We start from the raw sequence: 21,518 nt of genomic DNA, 5'->3' as shown, positions 1-21,518 counted from the left end.
CCCCACCTGTTCGTCTATTCGTACAACCAATCCAACGTATCGATCCCGTCATTTTTATGTTCAACATCACGTGGACGTATATCCTGATCGATAGGAATAACACCCAAGATCAGAAAAGCGCCTTTACCGAAGTCAAGCGTTTGCCGCCCCGCTTCATATTGGAATGCGTGGATATTGACAGAAGGATACGCGTATAAGCGCAGCCCTTTGCGCAAGATCGGCGCATAGCCGCCTCGATCGTCGGCGTGCGTGTTTTCTTCCAAGCTTGGGACTTGCAGCCACTGATCATCTTTTGAGTTAAAATAACCGACCAGCACTTTCGAAGGCTGATGAAGTTCAATATCAATCGCCAAGCCCTGAAGGCCTGCCTGCCTTTGACTAAAACGAACACCGGTAAGCCCATTCAGCTCCTCCGCACAGCCAACGACGTGGATATCCCCATCCGTGAAAACCTCGACTCCTTTTTCCACGTGGTACAACTCCGCATGTTCAGACAATAAGCTAAAAGGTGCTTCTGCGTAGCGAACGATTGGCGCTTTTAGATTTTTTAACGCTTCGGGCATCACTCCTGACTTCAACTCCTTCACATGGAGACGGAAAGCCTCCAGCTCTGCTTCATAGAGAGGTAAACATGCGCTCCAATGCCTGTAATCAAGCCCTCCTCGAATCGGCACCTTCCGCTGCGGCGTCTGCATGGAGTTAGCAAACAAATACGTCTTCTCTGTAAGCGTTGTCAGTTCGCGGTAGCTGTCCAAACCTTGGGCCAATTCTACCACTGCCGCTTCCAGCAATTCGATCCGGTTAAAATACTCCCCTTTGACCGAATGCTTATAGGTTAAAATCAGGATCGCAGCCTTGACCTTATGCACATAGGCCTGCACCATATGACGGATGGCAGCCATATCGCTCGCCAGTCTTTCATATTCGTCCCTGTTGCGAGTGACGAAATGGCTAGCTTGCTGGATTGCCAGCAGTGCATCCTCCGCATGTCTTTGTGCATCGGCAATGATATCCGTCGGAGTCTCACCAATGTGAGGTTCACCACTCAGTTCTTTTACGACAAATTCATCCAACCGTTCGCCTTGCGGCGACTGGGATTCCCACAGATCCGGCCAAGGCATATGCCTTTCTGGATTGGTGAGCTGGCTCATCGTCATGCCAAGGCTCATCGTTTGGCGATTGCCTTCCGTAATGCCGAATCTGCGCAGCAATTTCGGCGCGCATTCTCCTGAAGCTTCGTAAGCATCCAATATCGCTTTGCCTGCCTCTAGGCTGCCGAAACGTTTCCCAAGCGTATCGATCCAGTAGTTCCGCTCCGCCTGGGGATCACGATCGGGGTTCCACGCATACCGGAACCAAGCCGCAAACCAAATCCAATCGCGCTCCAACTGACGCAGTCGCTTCTCCGCTTTATCCGGCGCATACGGCCAATCCCAGAAGAATAGCGGATACAGATGCAGCCCGTTTGCTTTCAAGCGGTATTTGGCCGCCTGCATACACTTTTGAATAAACGATGGGGCTCCGTATCGAAATGGCTCCAAGTTCGCCAGGATATGAACATTGACAATATGAATCGTCTGCAAGGAACCTAGCCGGTTGTGCGTTTCTTGCCATCTGCCCCGGGGGGTATACGTAGTCAATGATTCCCCGTTGTATTTGGCCTCCGTGTACAAATTCGGATACAACGGCAGAGCAGCCTCAATAACTTTTTGCGGCTCGATGGCATGGGAACGCAGAATAATCGGAGGTTTTTCCTTCACATTCGAATGTTTCAGCCCTTCCAGCAAACCTGCAAGAATCGTCTCATTAAACCATTCCACGCCATAAATTTGACCTTGCAGCGCTTCGCCTAGGCATACCATTAGCCCGGCATTGGGAAAGGATTGAACGAAGGCAGCAATCGATTTCTTGTAGTAATCACTCGTTATCGGCAGCGGCTTTGGTTGATGAAGCTTCAAGTCATGTTTCTGCGCAAAAGGCAGCGGAATATGGATGTTGTAAAACTTTAAAACGACCCATATGCCTCGTCGGTCCGCTTCTTCGGTAATCCAGCGGAACGTCTCCCGATTATAAGCCAACTCTTTCTCCGTCACTTCCAGCGCTTCAGGATAATCTTCCAGCTGCACAAGCGAAGAAAACGGATGCCCGGACCACAAGTAAACGACGTTGCATCGCTGCTCAACCATCATGTGGAGGAAATCCTGCCATAACGACCGGTCGTAAAACCAAGGAAAACGATCTGTCGTTATCGGGTACTCATACGTCTGACGTGGGGGTTCTACGGTCGTTTTTTGCAATCCGATGGCCGGTCCCCGCAATGCGAAACGCGGTTTATCCCCATACGCGATGTCACTTGGCAGCTTTTGAGCTTCACCGATTCGGCTTGCCAACTCCAAACAGCCATACAATACGCCTGAATCGCTTCCCCCCGAAATAACCGTTATGCCACCTGGGCAAGATGCCAGATAAAAACCTTCTCCCTCCGGAGCTTCCGTGTGATATAACAAAACGTCTCGCGCTTCCAATTGCTGCACAAATTTCGATTCTTGACGATTCCCGATGTAAATTTTCATTCCCTGAACGGATCGGTAGTTTTCCAACGACCATGGCGCTTCTGCTTCAAGCACGGTATAGCCGGAATTTTGAAGCGCTTCTCTTAATCGTTGAATCCCGTATTCCACACGCGGGGCAGCGTTACGTTCATAACCAAGCGTAACGGCTTTCGTTGTCGTTTCCATTGTCGTTTAAGCCCCTCCTTTCAAAAACAATTCAATGACCGGCACCGCTACATCAGGCTTTTTCACTGGAAGTGACAAGACCAGCGTCTTCTCATCTCTGCCCTCTTTGTACGCCCCGTTGTCGATACCGCTATGGACAATGCCTTGCTTGAAACGGATCTCGGATGCATCGTTAAGCAGCTGCGCGTACTCGACTTGCCCAGCCAAGCCATGCAAGTGAATGCTTTTAAACGGCCAACTATACACATGCACATATAAGCGATTGGTCTCGGGGTTGTAGGTCAGTCGGCAATCCTGCGGACACTCGATGGTTTCCGGCGCTTGCGTGCAGCCATAAATTGAACGGTTGTGACGTCTCATCCAGTTGCCGATGCCTTTTAAACGATCGATCGAACGCTCATCAAACTCGCCACGACCGGTCGGACCTACATTCAGGAGCAAATTGCCTCCTTTGCTGACCACATCAATGAGCATTTTGACCAACATATCGACGCTTTTCCATGATTCCTCATCCCGATGATAGCCCCAGGAACCACTGAACGTATGCGGCGTCTCCCAAACAACTCGTTTACCGTCGATCTGCACCCATTTGGTCGGCAAATACTGCTCAGGCGTCGTAATATCTCCGCCTATTTGCAGGCGATCGTTCAATAAAACGTTCGGCTGCAGCTCGCGAATCAGCTTGATCAGCTCCTTGCTGTTCCAATCTTCCTTACCTTTGCCTGGCAATCCGTTCTCCTCCGGGAAGGAAAAATCGTAAAACAACAGATCCACATCACCATATTCGGTTAACAATTCCTTCGTTTGTCCAAACAAATAGTCGCGATATTGGGCAAAATCCTTTTTCGCACTTTCAGCGATAGCCTCTTCATCCAACCGTAGGGGGTGCTTCGTGTCGATCGTGTAATGCGGGTGATGCCAATCAATTAGGGAATGGTAAAAGCCTACCTTCATGCCACGCTCACGGAAAGCCTCCGTCATCGGCCTGATCAAATCTCGGCCAGCCGGGGTGTTCGGCGCTTTATAATCGGTCAGCTTGCTGTCCCATAAGCAGAACCCTTCATGATGCTTGGTTGTAACCACAGCGTATTTCATGCCGGCATCGTAAGAAAGCTGCGCCCACAATTCCGGATCGTACAAATCCGGATCAAATTTATTGAAATATTTATTGCGGTATTTCTCTCCGCTTAATCTCTCTCTGGATTGCAGCCATTCATGCCTGGCAGCTAACGAATATAGCCCCCAATGAATAAACAAGCCGAACCTGTCATGCGTGAACCATCCGCTGTCTCCGGTTGTTGGTTCTATTTCGTATGTCATTGCATTTACCCCCTTGTACTTCCGTAATAAGATTGGAAAGTCTGCGGAACCGACCTGTCTCCCTCCACGGTTAACGCCTGATCAGACGTTACTTTCCAGTTGCAGGAATTTAAGCTCATGATCAGTTTACAAGAAAGCAAGCGGCCCATTATAGGCTGAATTCATCACATATATAGGTGGCGCGAAGCGAGCGAGTACTCTTTTGCATGGTTATTAGGGAACTACAAGCTACTATTTTTCTAAAAAGTGCTGTTTCCGACGGCGAGGGGAACTACAGTTCGCTATTTTTGTGGTTTCACGCAAAAGTCGTCCATGAAAGGCAAATAAGACCTTGTAGTTCCCCTAAGATTGAAAAAACCTCTTTTTGACCAAATAGAGGACTCCAGTTCCCTCTCCTTAGGGCTCAGCGTCCCTCAATGATTCTCAATGACCTTTAACGACCCTCAACAGCCTTCAACCACGTCGTTGCCATCAGCGTATCCCCGAGCGAATTCATATGCACACCGTCCGTCGTCAAATCCTGGCCCGTCTCCAGTTTAAGAAAATCAATAAAAGCCAGATGCGTCGGAACCAGGATGGCGTCATACTGCTCAGCCAACCGATTCACGATGTCCACATACGGCTTCAGCAGCCGGTTGCCCGTGGCATCCGGGTACTCCTTGATGACTGTAGGCTGCATGAGGATCAATCGGCAATCCGGGATTTGCTTCGTTTGATCCAGCAAATTTCGGTAGATTTCCTCGAATTTGTCCGGGTATACCTGCTCGCCCATCGGAGAGTCCAATTGGCGCCACACATCATTAATCCCAATAGAAACGGATACCCATTGAGGTTGATGATCGATCACATCGAGCGTCCACCTTTTTTCCAAATCAATGACGCGATTGCCGGAAACGCCTTCATTAATTATTTTCAGACTAAGCTGCGGATAAACCGCTGTCAGGTAATCATGAATCATTCGTACGTAACCCGAACCCAGCTTCAGTGGATCTTTTTTACGCCCTTTATCCGTAATGCTATCCCCGATAAACACAATGCGATCTTTCTTTTTAAACGGCACAATGCTTCCTCCTCTTTAAAATATGTTAGACAAGCAGCTTCTTTAGCATCCGATACACGGTATCCAGCTGCTCCACTTCCAGCTTATGATTTTCTCGAAAAGCGCCTGCATCCTTAGAACGGCAATGCAAGGAAACCGGAAGTCCCCTTTTGCTTAGATGATACTTCGCATTCACAGGATACATCTGCAGCTCAATCAGCGATGCGGCTCCAACGAACGACTGCAGCATCTCCGCGATGGCTGGCTCCGAGTCCCAACATTCGGTTAGCCGCACATAGAGATCAGGATGAAAGTTTGCCATAACGCCGCTGAAGCCGGAGGCACCCAATCGCAGGGAAGCAAGCAGCGTTGCGGAATTGGCATTAAACAGTTGAAGTGAGCTGCCTTTCACCGCTTCAAGCTTTGCGGCAATTTGCTGCACATCGCAGCTGGTGTCCTTGAGAAACGCAAATCTTCCCGTATCTGCACATTGTTTGAGCAGCTGCGGGCTCAGCAGCCTTTTGTATGGATATGGGCATTCATAAATGCCCATTGGCACATTCGGGACTTGATCAATCAGCTGCAGCACACGCTCAAACCAGATCTCGTCAGATTCATCCGGACCCGCCAGACGGTTGCTTACTAGCACAACGGCCTGAACCCCGGTCTCCGCGATCCGCTGCAATTCCTCTACCTGCTCCTCGAACTGCTCGGAGATATGCCCCGATGCGATAACCGAAACCCGACCGGCAGCTAGGCTCGTGACGAATTGAGCAAGGCTCACTCTCTCCTCCAGAGTCAAATAAAACATCTCGCTGGATTGACACACGGCAAATAGGCCATGCACGCCTTGGTCAATGTACCATTCTATCAGCTGCTCCAATGCGGCATAGTCCACTTTGCCTGTATTCGTGAAAGGTGTTACCATCGTGGGCCAAACACCTTTAGGTATGTTCATTGCCATTGTCTCAGTTCCTTTCCACCAAATAAGTGTCCATCACCCGCCGGAGCTCCTCTTTCGCTGATGCATTCAGCGGTTGAACAGGCAGGCGCGGTTGTCCTGCAGGCAATCCGATCATATTCATCGCTTCCTTCAGTACAGAAGGTAGCGTCCCCATCGAAAACGCGTTGCGCAAAGCTCGCAGCTTGCGCTGCTGTAATTCTGCTTGTTCCAGCTGCCCCTGGTGCCACAAATCGTAAATGCTTTTCACAACTTCTGGAAACACATTGGCTGTCGCTGCTATAGCTCCGCGCCCTCCAGCCATCAAGGTCGGCAAAATGAGTGAATCCGTACCTGCCAAAACGGAAAAGTCCTGACCAGCTGCCTCCATATATTGCAAAATGGTATCAAAACTGCCGCTGCTGTCCTTGATCCCGACAATGTTAGGCACTTTGCTTAGTTCCTTCACGGTTTGGGGTTGAAGCGAGTTCCCCGTCCTTGCCGGAATGTTATACAGCAGTACGGGAAGCTCTGTCGCTTCCGCAATCTTGCGAAAATGAGTCAGCAGTTCCTGCTGGGTATAGGTCAGAAAATACGGCGTAATCACGGACAGCGCATCTGCCCCCATATTCTCCAAACATACAGCCAGTTCGATAGATTCCTTCGTACTTGTGCAGCCAGCACCCACATACACCGGTAATTTCCCCTGTGTTTCCTCAAGGACGATTTCGGCGACCCGCAGTTTTTCGTCGAAGGACAAGGAGAAGAACTCTCCATTCGTGCCGAGGCAAAACAAGCCGTGCACATCCGCATCAATCAATCTGCGGGTTAATTGCCGCAAAGAAGCTTCATCAATCTGCTGTTCAGCATCAAAAGGTGTCACCATAGCGGGAATGATACCTGACGGTTGCAATAAATGATTCATCACATTTCTCCTTCTTTGTCCCACTCGTTATGGAAGCAATTGGCGGTAAACAGCTTGCATATCATCTATGTTCATCGGTTTCGGATTGTTATGTAAAAGCCTCGTTACCTTCGATGCGGCAACGGCCAATTCACTGACATCCTCATCGGATACGCCGAAAGCACGCAAATTTTGCGGGATGTCCATTTCGGAGGTCCACTCGAAGATTCGCCGAATAACGGCCTCCGAGACCGCCTTACCGCCCTCTGTTCCAATCTGAAGGCCCATCGCGCAAGCAACATGACCAAGTCTTCTCTCGATGGCATCCATATTAAACGTCATGACATGCGGCAGCAGCATTGAATTCGCTACACCGTGCGTAATGTTGAATTTTCCTCCAAGCGGATAAGCCAGTGCATGAACGGCTGCTGTTCCAGCCGAACTAAGTGCCATCCCGCCATACATCGATCCTAGAAGCACATTCTCTCTAGCTTGGAGATCGGATCCGTGATGGTAGGCTTGCAGCAAACTGCCAGAAAGTAAACGAATCGATTCAAGGGCGAACATATCGCTTATGGGATTAGCTTTTTTGGAGATATAAGATTCCAACGCATGAGTAAACGCATCCATACCGGTTGCAGCCGTGATGTTTGGCGGCAGGCTAACGGTTAGCGCTGGATCGATAATTACCAGCATGGGGAGCAAATGCCTGCTGATAATGCCAACTTTTAACTCTTGTTCAGGAATCGTTACAATCGCGTTCGGTGTCACTTCTGAACCGGTTCCTGACGTCGTTGGAATCAGCACCGTAGGTATCCCTGGTTTCGATACACGGTCAATGCCTATAAGACTCATTACGTCCACGGGATCTGTCATCAGGACGGAAAACAATTTCGTTGCATCCAGCACGCTCCCGCCGCCAATGCCAATGAACAAATCGACAGGTTCAGAGGCAATGCGGCTGTAGACCTGTTGAATGTTATCGACCGTTGGCTCCGGCTTCACATCGGTAAAGCACCTGCTGGTTATTCCCGCATGCGACAGTTCAGTCACCATTTGATCAATGACCCCCATCGCCTTTATCGAAGGTTGCGTTACGATCACCACGTGTTTGAAATCACCGTGCCGTTTTATCCTTGGAACCAGTTCGGCAATCGTGTGTTGTCCGGCAACAATACTGCGGGCTGTCTCGAACATAAACGGATTGAAACCGTGATTGTCCTTCACTCAAGCCCCTCCTCTCAAGCTGTATGGCCTAAATTTCCCCCTCATCCTACGCTCGGCTATTCATGATGTCAATGCTGCCAAGCGCTGAAGATCGCTTTGACCTATATATCAGGTACAATACCCCACTCAACAAGTAAGCGCTTAATTGTAATCTGAATAGGGAATCGGTCATTGTTTTTATAGATTTTTGGATTTTTATCATAAGGAGTGTGTCACGTTGCATATACAGCCTTATCTCACACCACATAAATTGGGAAGTCCCGTGCTTGTTGGTTCGGGTTTGCCAGGCCATTTCGATGAGCGAGCCGTCGATTGTCCGTTCGTCTTTCAACATAGCGGCAAATTCTACATGATGTATGTGGGGTTTGACGGAATCGGCTACCAGACGGCTTTGGCGACAAGCCATGATCTTATCAACTGGGAGCATCTAAGCGTTATTTTAAAAAGAAACGAAGACTCGGCCTGGGATTCCATTAATGTTGCCGGCACATGGATATTGAAGGAAAATCGCCTCGATGCTCCTCCTGTACTGAAAAAATGGAACAACAAATATTGGCTAGTCTATCACGCCTATCCCAATGCAGGTTATGAAGAAGGCTCGGCCAAAATTGGCATCGCCTGGACCGAAGATGAGCAGCTGCTGGAGTGGCATCGATGCCCGGACCCCATCTTAACCCCGGAAGAAGGCGCAGACTGGGAAAAGGGTGGACTCTACAAAGAATGCCTCATCGAGCATGAAGGTACGTTCTATTTGTATTACAATGCCAAAAACACAAATAAAGGCCGATGGATCGAGCAAACAGGCGTTGCTTTCTCCACTAATTTGAAGGATTGGCACCGCTACGAACAAAATCCGGTTCTACAGGTTACCCCGGATGGATGGGACTCCGGATTTGTCAGCGATCCTTGCGTGCTGCATGATCCGGACCGAGACCAATGGGTCATGTATTACTTTGGCTATAATTACAAACAAGCGCAGGAAGGAATTGCTCTTTCCCGTGATCTGTTATCTTGGGAGAAATATCCTGAACCCATCATTCGAGTTGGGGAAGAAGGCAGCATTGACGCTATTTTCGCCCATAAGCCCTCTGTCGTTATGCATCAAGGTAATCTCTACCATTTCTACTGCTCTTGCAGACGATATCAAGAAGGCGATCCTACCAAAAACTACGGTAAAGAGTTTCGGACCATCAGCGTCGCAACCTCACAGCCGATAGATATCCAACGATGACCAAGGGGGCGAGCACGGATGCAAGTGGCTGAATTGTTCGTAGAAAGCAAGCGTCGCCCACTCGGGGTTGATGTCCTCCAGCCGGCCTTCGGCTGGAGTTTTGCCGATTCGCCGATCCGTTTGCAAATGCAAACAGCCTATCGAATCATTGTTATTAATGGCGAAGATGATAGGCGGAGCGAGATTGTATGGGACAGCGGACAGCGTTTCAGCAAGAAAAACGTTCATATCTTGTACGAAGGGCCTCCACTTCAGTCCAGGCAACGCTATTATTGGAAGGTACAGGTGTGGGATGCGAATGGCCACAAGACGGAAAGCCCTGTCTCCTGGTGGGAAATGGGACTCCTTCATGCCACGGATTGGTCTGCGACTTGGATCGCTCGATTTGCAGAGGAGCCCCTTGAACGCCCCGCCCTTCCGCTCATCCGGCGTGAATTCCACCTCCACAAGCCTGTGGCGCAAGCTCGCGCCTACATCTGCGGGTTAGGCCAGTTTGAGCTGCGCCTTAACGGGGAGAAAGTCAGCGACAATGTCCTGGAGCCGGGCTGGACAAACTATGACAAAACTTGTCTCTACTGCGTCTACGATGTAACGGAGCAGCTTCATGAAGGTGGCAACGCCATAGGTGTGATGCTTGGGAACGGCTTCTTCCATGTGACGGGCGGCCGCTACAGCAAATTCAAGCATTCCTTCGGCACCCCAAGGTGCCTCGTTCAGTTGGAAATCACCCATACGGATGGCACCCAAACTCGGATTCTTAGCGATCGCCATTGGGATTCCGCGCCGGGACCGATCACCTTTTCTTGTATATACGGAGGCGAAGATTACGATGCTAATCATCGCCAAGCGGATTGGGATCTGCCAAGTTTTACCGGTAACGATACATGGAACCCGGCAGTCGAAGTGCCAGCACCTGCGGGAAAGCTTAAGTCACAAGCGACTTCTCCATTAAAAGTGATGGAAACTTACCTGCCCGTACAGATCACGCAACCGCTTCCCGGTGTGTACGTGGCTGATTTCGGCAAAAACTTCTCCGGTTGGATGAACCTCCAGGTCCGAGGCCCTCAAGGCGCCAAAATAACGATGTCCCCTGCTGAATTGCTGAAGGATAACGGCACGATCAATCAGAAATGGACCGGTTCTCCCACCAAATTCACTTATACGTTGAGCGGTGATGCTGAGGGGGAAACATGGTCGCCGCGTTTCAGCTATACCGGTTTTCGATATGTGCAGCTCGAGGGCGTCGTTCCAGTTTCAGCAGATGCGGATGCGAATGCAGCTGCCTGCGATTCCGACATTCCTGATCTTATTCAGCTGGAAGGTCAAATGATTTACCCGGACGTGAACGTATGCGGAAACTTCGTCAGCTCGAATAAGCTGCTAAACCGCACGCATGAGATCATTAACCAAGCGATACGCAGCAACATGAAAAGCATTTTTACCGACTGCCCGCATCGGGAAAAGCTCGGTTGGCTCGAGCAAATTCATCTGATGGGCCCTTCCGTAGCATGGAATTATGATGTTGAGCCTTTGTTCATCAAGACGATGGAGGACATCCGGGACGCCCAGCTGCCAAGCGGGATGGTCCCGACAACGGCGCCGGAATATGTTGTTTTTTCCGACCAATGGCGCTGCTTTCGGGATTCTGTCTCCTGGGGCGCCACCTATATCCTCACAGGCTGGAATTTGCTGCAATTTTACGGCAATCACCGGATTTTGACCGAGCATTATGAAGGAATGAAAGCCTATATCGACTATTTAAAAGCGAGCTCGGATCAGCTGATTATCCATACCGGGCTCGGGGACTGGTACGATGTCGGCGACAATCCGCCTGGATTTGTTCAAAATACGCCTGTTGCGCATACCGAAACCGCTATGTTTTACCATATCGTCGATGTGTTTGCACAAATCGCAAAGTTCTTGAATCGCAGCGATGACGCTCTCCACTATACACAACTGCGCGAAGACATCAAATCTGCGTTTAATCAGGCTTTTTTCGATGACCAAACGCAGCAATACGCCACAGGGAGTCAAAGCTCCCAGGCGATGCCACTTGTTCTAGGGTTAGCCCACGAGCCGTATAAAGAAACCATTTTAGCTGGGCTCCTTGATGATATTACCTTACGCGGGTATCATACGACGGCAGGCGATATAGGCCATCGCTATGTGCTGCTTGCCCTTTCTCAGAATGGTCGCAGCGACATGATTTATAAAATGAGCCAAAAGACGGATCACCCGAGTTACGGCTATCAAATCGCAAACGGAGCGACATCGTTGACGGAAGCTTGGGACGGACCCACCGTCGGCAAGTCGCAGAACCATTTTATGCTCGGACACTTGGAAGAATGGCTCTACAGCGGCTTGGCAGGTTTGCAATATCGGTATTGCCCCGATTTCGAAAGCTATAAGCTGACTATCAAGCCGGCCTTACTGGATGATTTGGATGAAGTAGCCGCAGATTATCGTCTGCCGTCCGGAAAGCTGCGAGTCGCATGGCGGCGGAATTCGGGTGAGCGTAGGCTCAAGCTTGCGATCACCATTCCGGCAAATTGTTTGGCGGATGTCCACCTTCCTTCTATCTCCAGAGATACTCTCCTCGAAAGCGGAATTCCGCTAAAGGATGCAGCCGCTATACAGGAAGTCATGCTTGAAGACGGGGATGCCGTCATACGCTTAGGTTCAGGCAGCTATCTGTTTGAATGTGAGGTTTAAAATGAAACTACTTTTTCCCAATGGGGTGATGCCATAATGATCGATCGAAAGGCTTTAGTTGAGCGCCATAATCCGCTTATTACCAGCTTTGATAAATTCTCTTCCCTCTCCGTCGGCAATGGGAACTATGCCTTCACGGTTGACGCAACCGGCTTGCAAACATTCCCGAGCCTATATGCAGATGGGGGTGTTCCACTTGGCAACTTCTCCAATTGGGCGTGGCATACGCATCCAAATCCAGAGATGTACCATGTGGATAAGTTCCCTCGAACCTCTTTCCCTACCTTTGGCGGGAGAGAGATCGGGTTTCCGTATATGGCGCCCGGCCAAATTACCGATGAATATAAGTGGCTGAAGTTTAATCCACACAAATTGCATCTTGGGCAAGTTGGCTTCCGTTTTACACTCCCCTCTGGCGAGAAGGCAACCGCTGACGATTTGAATGAAATTGAACAAATGCTTCATCTATGGGGCGGAGTCATTGAAAGCCAATTTTCGATCAACGGAGCGAAAACCAGCGTAGCTACCTGCTGTCACCCCACGCAGGATTTGATCGCCGTTCGCGTGAAATCGGATTTGATCCGCCAAGGTCGTCTCCAAATTGCCGTTCATTTCCCTTACGGCACATGGAAGTTCGCAGGCGTTGATTGGGGAAAAAGCAATCAACACGCAACGGAAATCGCGACCGGCAGCAGCCATTCCGTCCACATTGACCGGAAGTTGGATCAGGACGCGTACGCGTTTTCTGCCGCTTGGTCCAGCGGTAGCCTCATTCAAGACAAGCAAGACAATCACTTGCTTCTTCTAACGCCATCATCCGATCACGATGAATGCGAGTTCCGGTTCCGATTTACTCCCAAATCAGACGAGTCTGATTTGCCGGCCTTTGAAGCTGTGCGAGCTAGCGCTGAGCAGCATTGGCGCAACTTTTGGACCTCTGGCGGAGCCATCGAGCTGGCAGGCAGCAAAGATTCACGCGCGCTCGAGCTTGAGCGTAGAATTGTGCTGTCACAGTACTTGACCGCGATTCAATCATCCGGAACCTTGCCGCCGGCAGAGTCAGGACTTACCCATAACAGCTGGGCCGGTAAATTTCATCTGGAAATGCACTGGTGGCATTCCGTTCACTTTGCACTCTGGAATCGGGTGGACAGCCTGACGAACAGTCTGGAATGGTACATCAGCATCCTGGATCAAGCTCGAAAGCTCGCTGCTTCCCAAGGCTATGAAGGGGCAAGATGGCCGAAATGTGTGGCTCCGGATGGCGTTAACGGCCCTTGTTACATTGAACCGTTCCTCATCTGGCAGCAACCGCATCCTATTTATTACGCTGAACTTATCTATCAAATCAGGGGCACAAGAGAGACGCTCGAAAAGTATGCGGATCTTGTCTTCGAAAGTGCGGCCTTCATGGCCTCCTTCGCAGAATGGGATAACGAACAGCTGCGCTATGTGTTAGGTCCGCCGGTTGCACCAGCGCAGGAAATTTATGATCATGCAACGACAATGAACCCGACTTTCGAATTATCCTACTGGGCATTCGGATTATCAACAGCCGTTGCATGGCGGGAAAGGTTAGGACTCCCGAAGGTGGAGAAGTGGGAGCATGTCCTGAACCATTTGTCCAAGCTTCCCGTTGTGGACGGTTTATATGTCGCTGCCGAGACAGCTCCCGATACATTTACTGGTGGCAGCAGCACCAAAGATCACCCCACGATGCTGGCCCCGCTCGGTATCCTCCCCGGCCATATGGTGGATCGTGAAACGATGCTTAATACCTTGCACGAAGTCATTAAGGTCTGGGACTGGGATGCGACATGGGGATGGGACTATCCGCTCGTAGCTATGACTTCGGCAAGACTGGGCGAAGTCCACTCGGCCGTAGATACCCTGTTGATCGACAAGGTTACCAACACCTTCCTCCCGAATGGCCATAACTATCAGCGAAAGCCATTAACGGTATACCTCCCTGGCAACGGGGGCCTGTTAAGCGCTGTTGCCATGATGGCGGCGGGTTGGAAGAACGGGCCGGACACCCATGCTCCCGGATTTCCACAAGATGGCTCTTGGGAAGTGAAGTTCGAGGGTTTGGCCAAAATGTTATAATCAGCAAAGAAGGAGCCCGCTTGCCGCGAGGCTCCTTCTTCTTTCTTTCAATCCAATATAGCTAGCGATGTATCAATGATACCTTCCAGTTTTTCTTTATCGTTTGTTGTTTTGGCCAACACGCATAATCCGATAAAGGCGTTGTTCAAAAACTCCGAAATTCTCCGTGCATCGTGATGACTTCCGATTTCTCCCGTTTCCTTGCCGCGCAATACCAAGTCGTATAGCTTGTCCTCGGTTTTAACAAAACTTTGATTCACTTTCGCCGCGGCTTCTTCATCACAAACAGCCAGTTCAACCGCCGTATTCACGATCAAACACCCTTTAGGACGATCGTCTGCGGCCACAATGGCGTGCTCAAACATTCGCCGGATAGCTTGCTTCATCGGGGTAGGAGCCTCTACTTTTTGATGAACGGAACTTTCCAGCATTTCCCCGTACTTCTCTACTGCCTTCATATATAAACGATGTTTGTCTCCGAAAGTATCATAGATACTCCTTCGATGTATCCCCATATGTGTGACCAAATCTTGCATGGAAGTTTTCTCATAGCCCTGCTCCCAAAAGATATGCATCGCTTTTCGCAGCACGGCATTCACTTCAAACTCTTTGTTCCTAGCCATAGTCGACCTCCTTTTTACAGAGTCTAGTATAGCATGATTTTGCGGACTTTTGCTTGCATCCGAACAATTAAGGATAAACGACTTTGTTTCATTGGGTAGGCTTCAATTACAGCCCTAAACAGCGGCAAACGCCTTCTCTATGTTGCACTTTGCGCAATATTAAGGCCTCAGGTAGGACGCTACCGCTGTCTCCGTTGTATAAAGTGCAACGGAAAAAGCAGAATAAAGCGGTTTTCGCACTATTTAGCTTGAATTCATTGCACTTTGTGCACTGAAGAGCGGTTTAGTAGTGTGTAATGCCATTTTATGTTGCAGAAAGTGCAGCATAGACATAAGAGCGAGGAGCCGTGACGGTGATTGGGCTTGGATTGGTTACTAGGTGCATCACAGCTCAAACTTCCCAACGGCCGTATGCAATTGTTCGGCGATGCCGTTCAACAAACCGGCAGACCTGGTGATATCATTCAGCGACGTCATCTGTTGCTCAGAAGTTTCGGCCACCTGTTGAGCGTAGGCAGATGAATTTCTAGCGTGTGAGCTCGTTTCTGCGACTGAAGCGGACACTTCTTCCGAAGTGGCGGCCAGTTCTTGAGCGGATGCCGCAACCTCTTGTATGCGAACAGCCACTTTCTCGGAAGCTAAGAAAATACGATGAAAGGAAGTCTCCGCCGTATGTACCATTTCTTTGCCCATATCCACTTCCTGCAGGCAATCATGCATCGTTTGAACAGCAACTCCGGTATTGTCCAAAACCTGTCCGATCAATTCCGTAATTTGATTGGCAAATTGCGCGGACTGCTCCGATAGCTTGCGCACTTCCCCGGCAACAACCGTAAATCCTTTGCCTGCTTCTCCTGCACGAACCGCTTCAATCGCCGCATTCAAAGCGAGCAGGTTTGTTTGCTTCGCTATATTGCCCATCAGGCCAATCATATTATGAATTTCTTGAGAATGGTTCTCCAAATTTCGAATAACGGTGTTCGCCCTGATGACCGTATCACTCATACCGTTCATGCTCGTAATGAGCGCTTGAAGGTCTTGCTCGCCTTGCTTTGCCTCTCGGAATGCTTCCATGGAAATATCTGATACCTCAGACGAAGCTTCAGCGATTCGCCCAATACCAATGCTCATCTCCGTCATCGCTTTATGCGTATCTTCGTAATTCCGGACTTGAATTTCTGCTCCGGAAGCTACCAATTGCATGACCTCCGCCACTTGGTTGGATGCATGTGACGTTTGCTCTGCATGATCAAGAAGCTCTTTGGACGAGTCAGCAACCGAAGAAGAGGCGTTGCGGATTTGCAGCAAGATGTCCCGGACATTCGTCTTCATTCGGTTTAACGAACCGACAAGTTCACCAATTTCATCTTTATTTCTCACTTTCACATCTTGTTCAGATAAGCTTCCCAAGGACACCGTCTGAAGAGCTTGGGAGACCAGACGGACAGGCCTAGAAATATTACGTGTAATGAAGAAAGCCAGAATCAGACCGATCAAGACGGCAGAACCAAAAATATAAATCAGGTTCATTTGTCCAGAACGATAAATAACCGAACTACTCTCTGAGGCCGCTATCGCGCCTTCATGTTTGATTTTGACAAGAACCTCCAGATATTTCTGCATGTTCACAAAAACTTTATTCGAATCTGAAATGAGCGTTTCCACTTCTTTCTCCATGCTGCCGGAGCCTTTACTCAAATTGGCTTTTTTACTAAGCTCCAAGAACTTCTCATGATAACCTTTGTAAGTCGTCCATTGGTTTTGGAAAGCTTCGAAATTCCGCTTCTCTTGCTCATCCGTCAGCCCTTCTCCAAATTGTTTAATCTGCTCGTCTACATTGCTAATCCCTGCACTGGCTTGTGTCTGTGTGCTTTGCAGCTGAGCTGGATCCATTAAGATAAAGAGCTGCATTTCTAGTCCGTGTACATTTTCCGTTAAATAACTGATCGTATTGACAGCTTCAACGCCAGGCATCCATATCTGACTGATTTCATCACTTTTGTTCTGAATCGACTTCATATTCGTTAGACTCATCCATCCTGCAACAGAAGTAAGCAATAATAGCACAATAAAACTGACATACATTTTCTTACCCACTGTAATTTGAGGCAGTCTCATATTCAAGAATCTTCTCTCCTTTAGATATTAACCTTTGTTCAAAAAATTCCAATATCTAAATGTTACAGAAGGTTTGTTAAATGTAGATAAAAAAAGCCCCCACAAAGTGAGGACTTTCATCAATAAACGACATGTAAATAGGACTATTTAATGATTACTAATGTAATATTTAGCATAAATCCAACATTTTTGTTTGTTTTAAGACAGAAAATTACAAGAATTCTTGTTAAACTTGATTTATTATAACAAAAGGCGAGGATAATATGGTTCAAGTCATCTGGTTGCTCATCTTAATTTTGTTTCTCATCGTAGCTTCAACCCGCAAAGGGTAAGCGTATTCCTCGATGTCTAGCCATAAATCTGCAGATCATGAATGGACCAGTAATTCCCTGCCTTCATTGTCTGGATGATCTTGACGAATCGTGCATACGTTGGACTAAAATTAATGTCCAGTATGCTTGAACCGCTACCTGTTGCAATCGGCTGAGACCACGTATACCCATCGGTAGAAACATACACCTCATATTTCCTTGGATAATCATTCGGGGACCCTTCGCTCCGAAGCCGTATTCGGTTGATCGTGGTCGGCGTTTTCATATCCACTTGATAGAATTGTCCGGGAGCTTGCGCGACCCCCGTATCCCATCGGCTGTAGATATTACCGTCAATCGCCCCTTGGGGTTTTCCGGAACTGCTGGTAACTTCCCAGTCCTTGCGATCCAGCGCTACACTGTCTGTTGCGATAGCTGACGCCGGTTGTGAAACTTCGTTGGTACCTGAGAGTCTAATCTGATACTCGTATTGGTACCCTATTACTGTACTCGTATCTACAAACTCAGTCCCCTGCACTTGCTCGGCTATCACCTCGTAACTGCTCTCACTCCCACCAGATTTGCGCAATATATCATAACTTTGTGCTAATTCCGACTCTTTCCAGCTGAGCTCAATCGCATGATGCTGAGCGGGTTTCGCCTGAATCCACGTTGGTGCCACTTTCTTCACCCCGTCTGCTCGCGATAAGATGTACTGCACAGCCTCACCCGGGCCTAACGTTTCTTTAAAATCCAGTTCGGGATCGGCTTGCAACCCGCTCAAATAGGATCGTGCCGACTCATACGTATCACCCGCTCCGAATCTTTCACCTTCGTATATCGCAGCCTCCGGCATCGTAACCTTGACCTGTATCGTTTGCGGACTCGATTCAAAATTCACAAAATTGAGTAAAATCTTATCCGATTTCCCTCCTGAACCAGGAAGTGCGGGTAATGTCGAGGTATCCACGCCTCGGAAATAAACCAGTTTATCCGATAACTCCTGTTTATTGCTGATTTCGTACACCAACGGCTTGCCATGCGTCGCATAAGCCAGATTTAAGCGCCGCATCACCCCGACTCGCGTATCCTCTTCCGTCGAATTCTTATGAATTTGCATCTGTGCGGGGTTCTGCGTATTCAAATCAATGCCCGGTTCGAACAACGCATATTCCGGATAAAATGCCGCATGCTGCATGAACATATCGGCATATCCGATATGAGCTCTCATGATGCGATCAAAGACAGCCGCATGGGGCTCCGCCGCGCCATATTCAACGGGATCTTTATGGCTATCCGAAGTGCCGTACTCCGTATTCAGCATCAGCTTCTGCAAACCATCCTCCGCCCCTCCGAAGGTCCGCATGTTCTCCAGAAAGCTTCCATCTTTATTATTCACATAAGAGGTCCCATACGCATGTCCATTCGTTAAATCCGTCATCTCTTCCAGTTCCATTCGCTGATTCGGATCACTTTCCCATCCGTCAGGATCTCCGCAGCGCAGCACGCCGGAGGTGTTTTGATTCCGACAACTTCTCATGCTGTATTGCGGCGCATAGGCCCAACCTGGAGCGACCGTTTTCACATGTGGAGCAAGCTCGGGCAGATTGGTTTTGAGCCATTTGGCTATGGCCAAATTCACGCTTTTGGATCGATTAAATAAGCCTGGTTCGTTATCAATCTCATAATATTGAAACATGGAGCCATACTGCTTCACATAGTCCGACAACTTATTTTCTGCATCGGCCGGCAGTGTGCCATCATCATTCAGCTTAATATTTCCTGTATGCAAATGAAGAGCTACCGCTTGCGTGTTGTAGTCACGCAGTGTTTCATAATAAGGCTTAATGGCGGAACATCCCTCTTTGACATCGGTCGCGCAATCCACACGCATCACATTGCCGCTATAGGCAATTCCAAGCCATTTTAAAACATAGGGAAGGTGTCGAACCGCTCCTTGGTCATAATAAAAGGACAAATTGCTGACCTTGGTGCCCGATTCCACATATCGCCCATGGATAGGCTCTTCGGCAGGGGCAGCTAGTGCATCAAGCGAGAGATAGTCCCATTTCCACCATAGAAATTTATTCTCGTCCGCTTTGCAAGACAAACATCCTTCAGCCGACAGCTTCAATAAGTTATTTCCGAGCTGCAGCTGCTCCTTAGGAATATAGAGCTCATATAATTTTTTATACTCGTAAGCGCTAGTCGTCCCTCCGACTCCGGCGATTTGAATGATGCCCGAAAGCAGGTTATTGGAAAACACCGCCATCTGAGGAACGGATTTATGCGCATCTAGAATTTTCACTCGGAAATGAACCCCATACTCGGGTATTTCAGCTAAGGCATAGTTAATCGACAAAGTTGGATTCAACGATTTATTGAGACCTTGCGGCACCGAGCTCCAAGTCTCCTGCTGCTGTTCGCCCGAAGATACGGTATAACTGATCGGAGCTGCGCTTTCTTTTCCAAATTCCAAATCAGAATCGTCGGGTTTGCCTAACGTCCAGATTGGATTGCCAATCTGATTGGATTCTGTCATCACCTTTACCATCTCTGTTCTTGCAGATGCACCGTAATTAGTCGAAGCCGAGATCAGGATCAGTAAGATCAACAAGGCCGATGGCACAATCACATATCTCATCATGTTAGATACCTCTCAAACCTCTAAGGTAGTAATAGGGCATTTGCTGGAATAATTTCTTTGGGTTGGGAAGGACTCTTCCACATGAGTTTAGCAGCGGCACCATTCTGGTTATCATAATACTCCACTTTCAAATCAACAGGCACGCCAGCGGTAAGGGCAATAGATCCTGTTCGTTCTACCCAACTTTGATTGAACCAACTATCAATAACCAACTTGCCGTTCACCCAAACGCGAATGCCATCATCGCTTAGCGTCGATATCTGATACGTTTCCGAATAGGCGGGCAAAAGTTTTCCTGTCCATCTCACCGAAAATGTATCTGCTTGCATGGAAGGGAAAGGGGCTGAAGTCGACCAATTAAAATCAATTTTGGCATCCACCTTCGTTTCTTTTAGCCCGGTCAAATCCTTATTATCGAAATATTCCGCTCGCAGCCCATTTTTATTATCCGGGGCCGAAATTGGCTGAATCTGCGGTTGTTTGATTGGCAGGAAAGATTCCCTGCTCAATATTTTCGAATGCGAGTAGAACGATTTAATCTCATCTTTTTTGTTATTTTCGGTCAGCATCTTGCCCCACGTCATGAAATACGCCCACCGGGGCTGATCTTTTAATACATCAGCACTTGGCAGTTCGCCATTCTCTCCGATCGCCACGGGCTTGCCGCCTGCCAATTGGGTGATACTTTTATAATAATCCGGATTGTAATCATTATCATAGATATCGACCGCGAGAACATCCACTTTGCTTCCCCCTGGATAGGTGGCCGTGAAAGGGTCGGCATTCCCATTCGGCGCGTTGGGACTCCACACCCAAAGCAAATTATTCAGCTTATGCACATGCACGAAACGATCGTACATAATCGTCCACAGTGCGGAGAAGTTGTCCTTCTTGCCCCACCAGAACCAGTCTCCGTTCATTTCATGATAGGGACGCCACAAGACAGGAACGCCCGCTTCTTTCAATTTCTCCAAGTAAACTGCCGTTTTATCCAGATCATCAATCAATTTCGCATACTGGGGAGTGCCTGGGGTGACGTATTTATCAAATTCCGCTTGGCTCATATTCCGCTGCACATTCGACCAGCAGAGGCAGGTGCCAGGAATGCTTTGATGATAAGAGATGGTAACCAGACCGCCAGCCTTATTCCAAGCGATTGCGCTATTGACGACCTTTTGCCTTTGTTGCGCCAACTGGCTTTCGTTTTGAGCTAAAACGGCACCGAATTCATAACCATGAAGCGCAGGAAATTTTCCTGTCCACCCTTTCACTTGATTCGTCCATTCATCTGGACTTTCAAGATAATCATGCTGCCCGCTAATCGTGCTGACACCCGAAACGACATACAGCTTCTGCAGCACCGCCTTCGCTTCTATCGTTGCTTGCGCGTTGACTGGAACAGAAGTCGCGGACGCCGCTGCTTGCGGTTGAAACAAGAAATTCGGAGCTACCAAGGAGAGTAAGAACAATAAGGAAACCACTTTCTTACGTACACCTGCCTTTCCTAAAATTTGAATCATCTTCTTAGTCATAACGCATCCTTTTCACCATGAAATGGGTATATTTGTAATTTTTATGCCTTCAAACAAGGAATCGCCTTCC

At 48.7% G+C, this 21,518-nt stretch carries 13 protein-coding genes; 3 read left to right on the top strand and 10 right to left on the bottom strand.

Annotated features, from left to right (window positions below):
* Nucleotides 1-14 precede the first annotated feature (14 nt).
* From ACKTT9_RS12540 to ACKTT9_RS12515, 6 genes are all read right to left on the bottom strand, one after another.
* Nucleotides 15-2,738, bottom strand: a complete 2,724-nt coding sequence (locus ACKTT9_RS12540; RefSeq protein WP_407871834.1) for a hypothetical protein — start codon at nt 2,736-2,738, stop codon at nt 15-17.
* Nucleotides 2,739-2,744: 6 nt separating this feature from the next.
* Nucleotides 2,745-4,058 (bottom strand): alpha-L-fucosidase, encoded by a 1,314-nt coding sequence (locus tag ACKTT9_RS12535; RefSeq protein WP_407871833.1) that lies wholly within the window; start codon nt 4,056-4,058, stop codon nt 2,745-2,747.
* A gap of 433 nt (nt 4,059-4,491) precedes the next feature.
* Nucleotides 4,492-5,118, bottom strand: a complete 627-nt coding sequence (locus ACKTT9_RS12530) for an SGNH/GDSL hydrolase family protein (protein ID WP_407871832.1) — start codon at nt 5,116-5,118, stop codon at nt 4,492-4,494.
* Between the two features lie 25 nt (nt 5,119-5,143).
* Complete coding sequence (locus ACKTT9_RS12525) at nt 5,144-6,061, bottom strand: dihydrodipicolinate synthase family protein (RefSeq protein WP_407871831.1); 918 nt, start codon at nt 6,059-6,061, stop codon at nt 5,144-5,146.
* A 4-nt stretch (nt 6,062-6,065) separates the two neighbouring features.
* Nucleotides 6,066-6,962, bottom strand: a complete 897-nt coding sequence (dapA, locus tag ACKTT9_RS12520) for a 4-hydroxy-tetrahydrodipicolinate synthase (protein WP_407871830.1) — start codon at nt 6,960-6,962, stop codon at nt 6,066-6,068.
* Nucleotides 6,963-6,989: 27 nt separating this feature from the next.
* Nucleotides 6,990-8,138, bottom strand: coding sequence for an iron-containing alcohol dehydrogenase (locus ACKTT9_RS12515; protein ID WP_407873024.1), 1,149 nt, complete (start codon nt 8,136-8,138; stop codon nt 6,990-6,992).
* A 247-nt stretch (nt 8,139-8,385) separates the two neighbouring features.
* Between ACKTT9_RS12515 and ACKTT9_RS12510 the strand changes: the two genes are divergently transcribed.
* From ACKTT9_RS12510 to ACKTT9_RS12500, 3 genes are read left to right on the top strand one after another with little or no spacing between them, the layout of a single operon-like run.
* A complete protein-coding gene (locus tag ACKTT9_RS12510) occupies nt 8,386-9,399 on the top strand; it encodes a hypothetical protein (RefSeq protein WP_407871829.1) in 1,014 nt (337 codons plus the stop codon).
* A gap of 18 nt (nt 9,400-9,417) precedes the next feature.
* Nucleotides 9,418-12,111: a family 78 glycoside hydrolase catalytic domain gene (locus ACKTT9_RS12505; protein ID WP_407871828.1), complete on the top strand. Its 2,694-nt coding sequence runs from the start codon at nt 9,418-9,420 to the stop codon at nt 12,109-12,111.
* A 36-nt stretch (nt 12,112-12,147) separates the two neighbouring features.
* Nucleotides 12,148-14,217, top strand: coding sequence for a glycoside hydrolase family 65 (locus ACKTT9_RS12500; protein WP_407871827.1), 2,070 nt, complete (start codon nt 12,148-12,150; stop codon nt 14,215-14,217).
* A 47-nt stretch (nt 14,218-14,264) separates the two neighbouring features.
* Here ACKTT9_RS12500 and ACKTT9_RS12495 read toward each other — a convergent pair whose 3' ends face one another.
* The 4 genes from ACKTT9_RS12495 to ACKTT9_RS12480 all read right to left on the bottom strand — a co-directional run bounded on the left by ACKTT9_RS12495 (nt 14,265) and on the right by ACKTT9_RS12480 (nt 21,448).
* Entirely contained in the window at nt 14,265-14,840 is a 576-nt protein-coding gene (locus ACKTT9_RS12495) for a TetR/AcrR family transcriptional regulator (protein WP_157324325.1), read from the bottom strand.
* A gap of 384 nt (nt 14,841-15,224) precedes the next feature.
* Entirely contained in the window at nt 15,225-16,958 is a 1,734-nt protein-coding gene (locus ACKTT9_RS12490) for a methyl-accepting chemotaxis protein (RefSeq protein ID WP_407873023.1), read from the bottom strand.
* A gap of 348 nt (nt 16,959-17,306) precedes the next feature.
* Complete coding sequence (locus tag ACKTT9_RS12485) at nt 17,307-19,916, bottom strand: discoidin domain-containing protein (RefSeq protein WP_407871826.1); 2,610 nt, start codon at nt 19,914-19,916, stop codon at nt 17,307-17,309.
* A gap of 20 nt (nt 19,917-19,936) precedes the next feature.
* On the bottom strand, nt 19,937-21,448 hold the full coding sequence (locus ACKTT9_RS12480; RefSeq protein ID WP_407871825.1) for a glycosyl hydrolase: 1,512 nt from the start codon (nt 21,446-21,448) through the stop codon (nt 19,937-19,939).
* Nucleotides 21,449-21,518: the final 70 nt, after the last annotated feature.

Source organism: Paenibacillus sp. P36, from assembly GCF_045866505.1.
Taxonomy (GTDB): domain Bacteria; phylum Bacillota; class Bacilli; order Paenibacillales; family NBRC-103111; genus Paenibacillus_E; species Paenibacillus_E chondroitinus.
The sequence above is the reverse complement of the archived record's forward strand: the minus strand, read 5'-3'. Positions and strand labels throughout refer to the sequence as shown.

Excerpts from the sequence above, each read along its gene's own strand:
- ACKTT9_RS12535 (WP_407871833.1), bottom strand. The coding sequence starts at position 4,058 with ATGACATACGAAATAGAACCAACAACCGGAGACAGCGGATGGTTCACG.
- ACKTT9_RS12525 (WP_407871831.1), bottom strand. The coding sequence starts at position 6,061 with ATGGCAATGAACATACCTAAAGGTGTTTGGCCCACGATGGTAACACCT.
- ACKTT9_RS12515 (WP_407873024.1), bottom strand. The coding sequence starts at position 8,138 with ATGTTCGAGACAGCCCGCAGTATTGTTGCCGGACAACACACGATTGCC.
- ACKTT9_RS12485 (WP_407871826.1), bottom strand. The coding sequence starts at position 19,916 with ATGATGAGATATGTGATTGTGCCATCGGCCTTGTTGATCTTACTGATC.
- ACKTT9_RS12500 (WP_407871827.1), top strand. The coding sequence starts at position 12,148 with ATGATCGATCGAAAGGCTTTAGTTGAGCGCCATAATCCGCTTATTACC.
- ACKTT9_RS12505 (WP_407871828.1), top strand. The coding sequence starts at position 9,418 with ATGCAAGTGGCTGAATTGTTCGTAGAAAGCAAGCGTCGCCCACTCGGG.
- ACKTT9_RS12540 (WP_407871834.1), bottom strand. The coding sequence starts at position 2,738 with ATGGAAACGACAACGAAAGCCGTTACGCTTGGTTATGAACGTAACGCT.
- dapA (WP_407871830.1), bottom strand. The coding sequence starts at position 6,962 with ATGAATCATTTATTGCAACCGTCAGGTATCATTCCCGCTATGGTGACA.
- ACKTT9_RS12495 (WP_157324325.1), bottom strand. The coding sequence starts at position 14,840 with ATGGCTAGGAACAAAGAGTTTGAAGTGAATGCCGTGCTGCGAAAAGCG.
- ACKTT9_RS12480 (WP_407871825.1), bottom strand. The coding sequence starts at position 21,448 with ATGACTAAGAAGATGATTCAAATTTTAGGAAAGGCAGGTGTACGTAAG.
- ACKTT9_RS12490 (WP_407873023.1), bottom strand. The coding sequence starts at position 16,958 with ATGAGACTGCCTCAAATTACAGTGGGTAAGAAAATGTATGTCAGTTTT.